Source organism: Lentzea sp. (assembly GCF_035525475.1).
Lineage (GTDB): Bacteria > Actinomycetota > Actinomycetes > Mycobacteriales > Pseudonocardiaceae > Lentzea.
In genome coordinates, this window is the sequence record NZ_DATLEC010000110.1 from 1 (window position 1) to 4,688 (window position 4,688).

General features: G+C 68.9%; 7 protein-coding genes. 4 read left to right on the forward strand and 3 right to left on the reverse strand.

What is annotated here, in order from left to right; translation table 11 throughout:
- On the forward strand, positions 1–814 hold an 814-nt coding region (locus tag VM306_RS19480; protein ID WP_325516942.1), incomplete at its 5' end, for a cellulose binding domain-containing protein.
- 45 nt (positions 815–859) lie between these two features.
- Here the strand turns inward: VM306_RS19480 and VM306_RS19485 are convergent.
- On the reverse strand, positions 860–1,294 hold the full coding sequence (locus VM306_RS19485) for a MarR family winged helix-turn-helix transcriptional regulator (RefSeq protein WP_325516945.1): 435 nt from the start codon (positions 1,292–1,294) through the stop codon (positions 860–862).
- A gap of 106 nt (positions 1,295–1,400) precedes the next feature.
- On the opposite strand from VM306_RS19485, the gene VM306_RS19490 reads away from it, so the two are divergent.
- Both VM306_RS19490 and VM306_RS19495 read left to right on the forward strand, forming a co-directional pair.
- Positions 1,401–2,036 (forward strand): MBL fold metallo-hydrolase, encoded by a 636-nt coding sequence (locus VM306_RS19490; RefSeq protein ID WP_325516947.1) that lies wholly within the window; start codon positions 1,401–1,403, stop codon positions 2,034–2,036.
- Between the two features lie 102 nt (positions 2,037–2,138).
- On the forward strand, positions 2,139–2,657 hold the full coding sequence (locus VM306_RS19495; RefSeq protein ID WP_325516949.1) for a VanZ family protein: 519 nt from the start codon (positions 2,139–2,141) through the stop codon (positions 2,655–2,657).
- Positions 2,658–2,746: 89 nt separating this feature from the next.
- Here the strand turns inward: VM306_RS19495 and VM306_RS19500 are convergent, their stop codons facing one another.
- Complete coding sequence (locus VM306_RS19500; RefSeq protein ID WP_325516951.1) at positions 2,747–3,142, reverse strand: hypothetical protein; 396 nt, start codon at positions 3,140–3,142, stop codon at positions 2,747–2,749.
- Positions 3,143–3,638: 496 nt separating this feature from the next.
- Here VM306_RS19500 and VM306_RS19505 point away from each other — a divergent pair, with 496 nt between their 5' ends.
- Complete coding sequence (locus tag VM306_RS19505) at positions 3,639–3,974, forward strand: hypothetical protein (protein WP_325516953.1); 336 nt, start codon at positions 3,639–3,641, stop codon at positions 3,972–3,974.
- Between the two features lie 119 nt (positions 3,975–4,093).
- Here the strand turns inward: VM306_RS19505 and VM306_RS19510 are convergent.
- Positions 4,094–4,688 (reverse strand): ABC transporter ATP-binding protein (locus VM306_RS19510; protein ID WP_325516955.1); only part of this gene is annotated, 595 nt, incomplete at its 5' end.

The following is a 4,688-nucleotide window of genomic DNA, read 5'->3' on the forward strand; positions in this document are numbered from 1 at the left end:
GAAGTCGTGGATCGCCCAGTACAACCCCGGCACCAAGACCGCCATCACCGAGTACAACTGGGGCGCCCTGGACGACATCAACGGTGCGCTGGCACAGGCCGACATCCTCGGCGTCTTCGGTCGCGAGGGCCTCGACCTCGCGACGATGTGGGGCGAGCCCAAACCGACCGATCCGGGTGCGTACGCGTTCCGGATGTACCGGAACTACGACGGCGCCGGCAGCCGGTTCGGCGACGTCAGCACGTCGGCGACCTCCGCCGACCAGGGCCGGCTGGCGGTGTACGCGGCGCAGCGCTCGTCCGACAGCGCGCTGACCGTCATGGTCGTCAACAAGACCGGCGACGACCTGACCTCGCCGCTGTCGGTGGCCGGGTTCGACGCCGCCGGTGCGGCGCAACGGTTCACGTACGGTCCGGCGAATCTGGGCGCCATCGTGCGCGGCGATCTCCAGGTGAGCGACGGCCACGTCGACACGACGTACCCGGCGAACTCCATCACGCTGCTGGTTCTGCCGCCGGCCGGGTGCTCGGCGAGCCTGCAGGTCGACGGTGACTGGAACACGGGACACGTCGCGACGGTGACGGTCACCAACGACCGCCGCACGGCGATGGCCGGATGGCGGGTGAGCTGGACGTGGCCCGCCGGCCGGCAGGTCACCCACTCGTGGAACACGAGCCTGGAGCAGGACGGCACCCGCGTGGTCGCCGGGAACGCCGGGTGGAACGGCTCGATCGGTGCGGGTGGCAGCACCAGCTTCGGGTTCCTGGCCACCGGTGGAGCGACACCACTGACGCTGACCTGCACTCCCACCTGAGCATCACGGCACCCGCCGCGCAGTGAAAGGTCCCCTCGAGGAACGTCACTTCCGCCCACTGTCGTGTTCGGACAGTCGGTCCAGGAGCTCGGTCAAGGTGCCGAGCAGAGCGTGCTCGCCTGGCTCCAGAGTCGTCTCGATGGCTTGAGCAACCCAGTCGCGCCTGGCCCCGCGGTCCCGATCCAGCGCGGCGCGACCCTGTGCGGTGAGCGTCAGCAGAAATCCCCTGCCGTCCCCGGGGTCGTTCCGCCGGGCGATGAAGCCCAGGGTCTCCAGGTCTTTCACGGTGCGGCTCTGACTCTGGTGGCGCACACCGCGACGCTGGGCGAGAGACGCGGTCGACGCGTCACCCTCGCGGTCGAGCAGACCCAGGGTCTGCGCCAGAGGTGGCGCCAGAGAGTCTGAGTGCTCGCGTGTCGCACGTACGAACCTGCCGACGGAGGCCCGCAGCCGCTCGGCGAGGTGATCCTGGTCAACCACGGGCCAACTGTACAGCCCGGCTGTATTTGTCCCGCTTGGCCAGAAACACAGCAAAGCTGTACAGTTTGGCTGTACCCAAGATCCGTAGGACTCGAACGGAACCGACATGAAGCTGACCAAGTTCGCCCACGCCTGCGTCACCCTGGAAAAGGATGGGGCGAAGATCGTGCTGGACCCCGGCACGCTCACCCCCGACGCGAAGGACGCCGTCGCCGGAGCCGCGGCTGTGCTAGTCACCCACGAGCACTTCGACCACTTCGACGACGCCCTGCTCGCGGCAGCCCTCGACGCCGACCACGACCTGCGCGTCTTCGGGCCGCGGGCTGTTCTCGAGAAGCTCGGCGACCACGAAGGACGCGTGCGGGCCGTCGAGGCCGGGGACACCATCGACGTCGGCGGGTTCCGCGTCTCGGTCCACGGGGACCGGCACGCCACGATCCACGCGGACATCCCCTGCGTGGACAACGTCGGCTACCTGGTCGACGAGGCGGTGTTCCACCCGGGCGACGCCTACTTCACCCCCGTGGCGCCCGTCGACACCCTGCTGCTGCCCACCAGCGGCCCCTGGACCGTCCTGGGCCAGGCGGTCGACTACGTGCGGGCGGTCAAGCCCCGCCGGGTGGTCCAGATCCACGAGCTGATGCTCAGCGAACTGGGCCAGAACGCCACCGCGACATTCGTCGCCAACCTCACCGGCGTCGAGGAAACCCTGCTGGCTCCCGGCCAGAGCATCAGCCTGTGAGCTCAGCCGGGCCTCCTCGGCGGCCATGATCCCGATGCTCTCCCGCCGCCCAGTAGGGTTCGCCGCATCGGATTCCGTTGTGGGGGCGAAGGGTTCTGAACTGTGCTGGATCAGGTGCGGTGGACGCTGGACGCCATCCTCTTCGTGTTCTCGGATCCGCTGACCACGGGCGGCGTGGTGGTCGGAGCGGTGGTGCTGGGCTCGAGCGCGTGGTTCGCGGCGCGGAGGTTCGGGTGGCGGCCGGTTCCCTCCGTGTTCGCGGGGATCTTCCTCGGCCTCGTGCTCGCCCTGACGTTCTCGCGGTCCCAACCGAGCTGGGCGTTGGTCGGCACGCAGTTCTGCCTCCTCAACGGCTTCTCACTGCGCGGAGTGTCGGAGCTGTTCAACGCGCTGCTGTTCGTACCGCTGGTGTGGTGCGCGGTGCTCGCGACACGACGGCCGCTCGTGGTGCTGGTCTCGGCGGTGGCGTCGAGCGCGGTGATCGAGGTCCTGCAGCCGCTCGTCGGGCGCGGTCTGTGCGAGACGCAGGACTTGTTCAACAACAGCGCCGGAGCCGTGGTGGCGGCTGCTCTCGCGGCCGGTTACGTGGCATTGCGCGACCGCACGGCGGTACACCGGTGAATGGGGCCCCATCGACGACGTCGCCAGACCGCGGGCGCACACGTTCTCACGTGGTCACGCCGCTGTTCGTGGTCGGCACCTCAACTGAGTCACGGGCAGAAATCCTCGCCGTTGCCGTATTTGACCCCGTCGAATTCCACCCAGCCCGAGATGTGCGCGCAACGCCCTTCCATGCCACCGACGTAGATCGCTCCGGCGTACCGGTCGTAGTAACCGTTGTCGTACCAGGAAGTCTTCCAGTCAAGGCGCCGGATGCGAACCTCCATGTGGTGTCGGCCGTCAGCCACGTCGTAGGTCATGGCGCAGAGCTGGCCGCTGCCCTCGGAAGTCCAGTACACGTCGATGTAGGCGTTGCCGACCGGCAGCTGCACTGCGTCGAATCGACTGCCTTTGCAATAGGAGAACGGGCCGGCATAACCAGGAGGCGCGTCGTTCGGATCTGTCGCCATGGCGACTCCGGTCTCCCCCGCAACAGCGAGCGTCATCGCTACAACCATCACGGACAGAACGCGCCTCGTTCCAGTGCTGAGCCTGCCCATCGAAGCCCCCTCACATCGACAGAATTCGAGCTTGACCAGAGTAACGGAGGCACATCGTCATGAAAGTGTTTTCACGACGTTTTGGTCTGCCCTGGGCAAGTGCGCGATCGTGAGTCGTCATCTGACGCGGGTGTTGTCAGATGGCTGCCGACGATGACCGACCAGGCACCTGGTCGCGCCACCGGTTGTCCTCTGGTTCGCGCAGCAGCGGCAGGCGGTCACGCGAGTACCGGGTCCCTCCGGAGCCGACTTCAGGTCATCATCGCGAAACCGCTGAGACGAGTGAAGCCTGCTCGCCAAGTTCGGCGCCTGTCTTCCGGGATGCGTGCGTGTCCTTCGGGCAATCAGGAGAGCGCAGGGCTGAGCTGGAAGCGCGCGACGCCGCCAGCCGGGAGAACGTCGACAACTTGACGGCTGACCTGCGTCGCCGGACGAGTGGCAGGTGGCGCAGTACGAACGCGGGCGGAGATTCGCCACGCACCGCTTCCCCACGCTGTTCGAAGCCGGGGCGTACCTGCTCGGCACGCTGACGATCCTGCCCGCTCGCCTGCGCGCGGGCGGTGCCGGCACCAGCACCGTCGCCGCCCTCGACGACTGGCCGGTCCAGCCCCTGCCCGGCGAGCCTCCGCTGACCCTGCCGGCGCACAGGCGGATGGTGCCGCTGATGGCGGGCAGGGAGGTCGTCCGGCCCGGCGGGGGTCGCGGCTACCCGTTGCCGCGCTCGGTCGGCGAGCACCTCGCCGACGGCAGCCTCGCCGACATCACCGGCGGGGAGTGAGCCGCGCTCCGGACGTGCGTGAGATCGCCGCTCAACGGGGTGCGGCCCGGTGCCGGCGATCTCGTACGCGACGACCGGGCTCGTGGGTTCGCACTCGGTGATCAGTCCGCGAGGACCGGTCACCGAGTACCGACCGCCTCGTCGAGGAAGCCGCCCGACTGGTGGCGCCACAGCTTCGCGTACGTCCCGTCGACGTCGAGCAGTTCCGCGTGGGTGCCCTGTTCGACGATCCGGCCGCGGTCGAGCACGATCAGCCGGTCCATCCGCACGACCGTGCTCAGCCGGTGGGCCACGACGATCGTGGTGCGGTCCTCCATGAGCCGCCACAGCGCCTCCTGGACCAGCACCTCGCTCTCCGAGTCCAGCGCGCTGGTCGCCTCGTCCAGCAGCAGGACCGGCGCGTCACGCAGGACGGCGCGGGCCAGCGCGACCCGCTGCCGCTGTCCGCCGGACAGTTTGATGCCGCGTTCGCCGACCATCGTGTCGAACCCGTCGGGCAGCGCGTCCACGAACTCCGTCACGTGCGCGGCCTGCGCGGCGCGGTGGATCTCGGCGTCGGTCGCGCCCGGCCGTGCGAACGCGATGTTCTCGCGCAGCGTCCGGTGGAACATGGCAGGGTCCTGGGGCACGTACCCGATCAGGCCGCGCAGGTCGGCCTGGCTCAGTCGGGCGATGTCCTGGCCGCCGACGAGGATGCGGCCGCGGTCGACGTCC